Source organism: Shigella sp. FC1967 (assembly GCF_001743005.1).
Classification (GTDB): domain Bacteria; phylum Pseudomonadota; class Gammaproteobacteria; order Enterobacterales; family Enterobacteriaceae; genus Proteus.
Map to the genome: position 1 here is coordinate 1 of NZ_MIIZ01000699.1, position 4,505 is coordinate 4,505.

At 35.4% G+C, this 4,505-nt stretch carries 6 protein-coding genes, 1 tRNA gene and 2 pseudogenes; 3 read left to right on the plus strand and 6 right to left on the minus strand.

Annotated features, from left to right (window positions below):
• Window positions 1-138: 138 nt before the first annotated feature.
• The gene (locus tag BHE89_RS10260) at window positions 139-594 is read right to left on the minus strand and encodes an anti-virulence regulator CigR family protein (RefSeq protein WP_069368773.1); all 456 of its coding nucleotides are present in this window, start codon (window positions 592-594) and stop codon (window positions 139-141) included.
• Window positions 595-918: 324 nt separating this feature from the next.
• Window positions 919-1,006: transfer RNA gene (locus BHE89_RS10265), tRNA-Ser, on the minus strand.
• A gap of 182 nt (window positions 1,007-1,188) precedes the next feature.
• Between BHE89_RS10265 and tusE the strand changes: the two are divergent.
• A pseudogene (gene tusE / locus BHE89_RS10270) lies at window positions 1,189-1,520 on the plus strand (sulfurtransferase TusE).
• A gap of 34 nt (window positions 1,521-1,554) precedes the next feature.
• On the opposite strand, the gene BHE89_RS25540 reads toward tusE, so the two are convergent.
• Window positions 1,555-1,710 (minus strand): acylphosphatase, encoded by a 156-nt coding sequence (locus tag BHE89_RS25540; protein ID WP_286146057.1) that lies wholly within the window; start codon window positions 1,708-1,710, stop codon window positions 1,555-1,557.
• Window positions 1,711-1,720: 10 nt separating this feature from the next.
• Window positions 1,721-1,837, minus strand: a complete 117-nt coding sequence (locus BHE89_RS25545) for an acylphosphatase (RefSeq protein ID WP_286146058.1) — start codon at window positions 1,835-1,837, stop codon at window positions 1,721-1,723.
• Window positions 1,838-2,033: 196 nt separating this feature from the next.
• Here BHE89_RS25545 and hspQ point away from each other — a divergent pair, with 196 nt between their 5' ends.
• Window positions 2,034-2,354: a heat shock protein HspQ gene (hspQ, locus tag BHE89_RS10280; protein ID WP_171729935.1), complete on the plus strand. Its 321-nt coding sequence runs from the start codon at window positions 2,034-2,036 to the stop codon at window positions 2,352-2,354.
• 79 nt (window positions 2,355-2,433) lie between these two features.
• Here the strand turns inward: hspQ and BHE89_RS10285 are convergent, their stop codons facing one another.
• On the minus strand, window positions 2,434-2,847 hold the full coding sequence (locus BHE89_RS10285; RefSeq protein ID WP_069368775.1) for a CoA-binding protein: 414 nt from the start codon (window positions 2,845-2,847) through the stop codon (window positions 2,434-2,436).
• Window positions 2,848-2,984: 137 nt separating this feature from the next.
• On the opposite strand from BHE89_RS10285, the gene BHE89_RS10290 reads away from it, so the two are divergent.
• The gene (locus BHE89_RS10290) at window positions 2,985-3,443 is read left to right on the plus strand and encodes a methylglyoxal synthase (RefSeq protein ID WP_069368776.1); all 459 of its coding nucleotides are present in this window, start codon (window positions 2,985-2,987) and stop codon (window positions 3,441-3,443) included.
• A gap of 2 nt (window positions 3,444-3,445) precedes the next feature.
• Here BHE89_RS10290 and helD read toward each other — a convergent pair.
• A pseudogene (gene helD / locus BHE89_RS10295) lies at window positions 3,446-4,505 on the minus strand (DNA helicase IV); the annotation flags it as partial.

Consider the following 4,505-nt stretch of genomic DNA (forward strand, 5'->3'; position numbering starts at 1 on the left):
CTTCAGCTAAAACCTACATAAGCCAATTACGAGTACCACATATTTTTGTTGATATTTATCAAGTGGACAGTTAAGTATCCATTACAAAAAAAACATGCTTATTCATGTCAGATATACAATTATATTTATCTCTTTTATTTAGTCAAAAACATTATTAATAATGGAAGTTACTATTGCGGTGCTTAATGCAATTAATACCAAATCATTACCAACAATCCGCCATTCATAACCTGGATAATAAGGCAATTGTCTAAGCATTTTTTCAGGAACCGCTTTTTTTGCAATACCTGGAGGTAATGGTTTCCCTCTTACTAGGTTTTTAGCAATACCCGGGGGGAGCGATGAATATCCCGTAAATCCGCCTTCCAACGCAAACGCTCTCGCTTCATTATAAGATAAAGAAACAGAGAAAAGCGCTTCATTACCTAAGTGATTATTCTGTGATTTATTATGCCATTTATTTGGTTTTTCCCCTTGGAAGCCTTTATTTTGTCCCCTTCCATGTCCATTATTTGGATCCGCATAAGAAACAGATATCACCGATAACCCTATAATTACTAACGATAAATTGCATATTCGAGAAAGTGTACTCATTTTCATGATCTCAATTATTGATTTTTTATAGAATATCCATCAAGTCATATAACTACTATAAGTAATATTCCTAGAAAAAAGCCAGCCAGCCACTTCCAATCAAATAACTTATCAATCGGAGCGATTATGGTTCTCTTCACTGGTACACCAACATTAATACAAAATTTATTAAACCCTTAGAATTCCATTTAAAGGCAAAAAACTACCCAACAAATGATAGCGCTTTCAAGAGACGTTAAGAGACTTTAGGAGACAATGATTAAATGAGAAGATTTGATTTTACTGGGATAAGTAGACTTTAAGAGATGTTAGGAGACATTGAAGTGGCGGAGGAGGAGAGATTCGAACTCTCGGATGGTTTCCCATCGGCGGTTTTCAAGACCGCTGCCTTCAGCCGCTCGGCCACCCCTCCGCAATGGGGAGCAATATAAACACCTAAGCTTATGTTGTAAAGCCCTTATTGTACTGTTTGCCTTAAAATTAAACGCATTACAAGCCAATGGCTTAATTTATCAACGATTCATGGGTTCTACTTGGGTATTTTCCTTATTTTTGCTAAATTAACGGTATTATTTTTGATTGGTTGCTGCACACATGTTTGTATTTAACGGAAAAGAAATCGAAACCGATAGTCACGGTTATTTAAAAAAATAGCAATGAGTGGAATGAAGATATGGTTCCAACATTAGCTGAACTAGAAGAAATTGAACTTACAGAGCAACATTGGGAGATCATCCGTTTTGTTCGCCAGTTTTATTTAGAATTTAATACCTCTCCCGCCATTCGTATGTTAGTAAAAGCGCTTGCACAAAAATATGGCGACGAAAAAAGGAAATAGCCGTTATCTTTATCGCTTGTTTCCTAAAGGCCCAGCAAAACAAGCAACAAAACTTGCTGGCTTACCAAAACCCGTGAAATGTATTTAATATTATCTTTCGATAAACGATAATTAAAACAATATTACTCATAATGGTGGATTGAAAAATCTGCCATTTGTTCATATTCACAAGATGTTGCTGACCAAAATGTAATTTTGGCACTTTTTGGACCACCCGCTTCTAACCACTCTTCAAATTCTTTTAATGCATTTTCTTTCGCAAAGGCCTTTACTCCCACGCTACCGTCATCACGATTCCAAACATACCCTGTTATTGGTTTTTTTTTTCATCCATTGAGAAGTAAAAAAACGAAAACCAACACCTTGAACACGCCCTTGAATAATATATTCTCTACCTATTTTCATATGCTCTCCTAGTCATGTTTTCCCAATAAAAATTCTGTCTAGGTTATTGTCTTTTCTTTATACAATAGATAATCTGATTTTGTGAGGTTCTTATTCATAATAAAAGTAAAGGATTATATTTTTTTCAAATCCTTGAAATTTTACTTTATGCCCTCATATATATAACCAATAAGCAAGGCTATATGGAGGTGATACTATGATGATCGCCAGCAAATTTGGGATAGGACAGCAAGTTAGACATAAATTACTCGGCTACTTAGGCGTTGTTGTCGATGTGGATGCTGAATATTCCCTTGATCAACCTAATGGGGATGATATTGCATCTAATGTGACCTTGCGAGCAGCACCTTGGTACCATGTTGTGATGGAAGACGATGAAGGGCAGCCCCTTCACACTTATCTTGCTGAGGCACAGATAACCTATGAAGTTTCAGATGAACACTTAGATAATGACTCATTGGATGAATTATCTCAGTCTATTCGTAGCCAATTACAAGCACCACGATTAAGAAACTAATCCAATGAACCTACATAACCAGTAATCTGGATAAACTGTTAATCGCCGAATTTGTTTTCGGCGATTTTATTTTGGCGTATTACCAAGGAAGTCCATGTGCTTCAATTTCTTTTTTAGGACAACGATCCATTACTACACGTAATCCAGCATCTTCAGCTAAATTTTTAGCATCTTCATTAATCACACCAATCTGCAACCATAATACTTTGGCATTAATTTCAATTGCTTCTTGCGCAATTTTTAATGCTACGTCAGATTGACGAAAAACATCAACCATATCAACAGTAACAGGGATCTCTTTTAATGAGGCATAGCATTGTTGCCCCAATAAGGTTTGCCCTGACATACCTGGATTAACAGGAATAACATCATAGCCTTGTTCTAATAAGAATTTCATGACTTTATAGCTTGGGCGATCTTCTTTATTACTCGCACCAACAAGCGCAATGGTTTTAACGCTTCTTAAAATGTCATAAATGTCTGAATCCACCATTTACCTACTCCGTTCATCATGAAGATTGAAAATATTATGATACATCATAGTATCTTGATCTGTTCATAGCATATGAGATAAAAAAAAGGTATTTTGAAAACTGAAACAATTACTATGTTTATATTTAAAGGTATCAAATGGAACAAATTGACCGCACGCTCTTAAAAGAAAAAAATATCGCGCTTGTTGCCCATGATCACTGTAAAAGCTCATTGCTGGAATGGGTTGAAAATAATCGTGAACAACTGTCTCTACACAAATTATTTGCAACAGGAACTACTGGTAACCTAATTAACCATCACACTGGTCTTCCTGTGACTCAAATGCTAAGTGGCCCAATGGGTGGTGATCAACAAATAGGTGCAATGATCGCTGAAAAGAAAATTGATATTATGATTTTCTTTTGGGATCCACTAAATGCCGTTCCCCACGATCCTGATGTTAAAGCACTTTTACGCTTAGCTACGGTCTGGAACATCCCCGTTGCAACAAATCGTGCAACTGCGAACTTTTTAATTTCATCCCCTTTCTTTTCACAAGAATCTACAATTAAAATCCCAGATTACGAAGGTTATTTAAAAGAAAGATTAAAATAATCTTAAGGTTTTCGCTGCATAGGAACACCTTGAGATTTTAGCTCTGAAACAAAACAAGATGGCTGTTGTTTATTAAACAATAGCCATACTTGTTTTTTTGCTCTTGTTAAAGCGACATACATTAAACGCCGTTCCTCAGCATTAGGATAATCTTCAACACTAGGCAGTAATGCCAATTCAATAATTGATTCTCTTGCTGGTGCAGGAAAAGCATCTTTACCTTCTTGTAAACCTAAAATAATAACGTAATCTGCCTGTTGTCCTTTTGAAGCATGAAAAGTCATAAACTGCAGATCTAATTTAGGCCAACGTGTTTTCGCTTTTTTTAATAATTCTGGTTTGAGATAGTGATAACGAGCAAGTAAAAGTATCGTTTCGTTTTCTTCTACATAACCACTCATTTTATTGAGTAAACTTTCAAGTTGATCATCAGATAACAGCACGACTGACTTTTTATTCCCTTTCACTAAACTATTTAAAGGTTTAGATAACTGAACTGGATTTTGTTGAATAAATGTATTGGCAATATTCCCTATTGTGTCATTAAAACGATAAGTTGTATCCAATGCACATTCAGCACCTTCCACCAAAAGAGTGATGGAAAGAAGTCGTTAATAATAACTCGGCACCGCTAAAACGATAAATGGCTTGCCAATCATCTCCTACTGCAAATAGAGATGTTTGTTTATTTTGCTGTTTTAATGCAGTTAATAATGAAGCTCTTAATGGCGAAATATCTTGGAACTCATCAACAAGAATATGTTTCCATGGACTAATAAAACGCCCTTTTTCAATAAGATTAATAGCTTGATGTAACAAGCCCGAAAAATCGATTGCATCTTCCTCTTTTAATGCAGTTTTCCAAACTTTTAATAATGGCGATAATAATTTTAAATACTTTTTAAAGGCTTCTGTGTATTCGGGTTGTACACTTTCAATCAGCGATTTTTGACTACCGCCTTTCATTCTTAATAAACCGACCCAAACGCTCTAATCTTATAGCAATTTGATTTTCTAATTTTTTATCATTCCAAAAATCACCGTCAGGGATATCCCACTCAA

Bases quoted from the DNA above. Each gene is read 5' to 3' on its own strand.
- BHE89_RS10260 (WP_069368773.1), bottom strand. From the start codon at position 594: ATGAGTACACTTTCTCGAATATGCAATTTATCGTTAGTAATTATAGGG.
- BHE89_RS25545 (WP_286146058.1), bottom strand. From the start codon at position 1,837: ATGAAAATAGGTAGAGAATATATTATTCAAGGGCGTGTTCAAGGTGTT.
- hspQ (WP_171729935.1), top strand. From the start codon at position 2,034: ATGATGATCGCCAGCAAATTTGGGATAGGACAGCAAGTTAGACATAAA.
- BHE89_RS10285 (WP_069368775.1), bottom strand. From the start codon at position 2,847: ATGGTGGATTCAGACATTTATGACATTTTAAGAAGCGTTAAAACCATT.
- BHE89_RS10290 (WP_069368776.1), top strand. From the start codon at position 2,985: ATGGAACAAATTGACCGCACGCTCTTAAAAGAAAAAAATATCGCGCTT.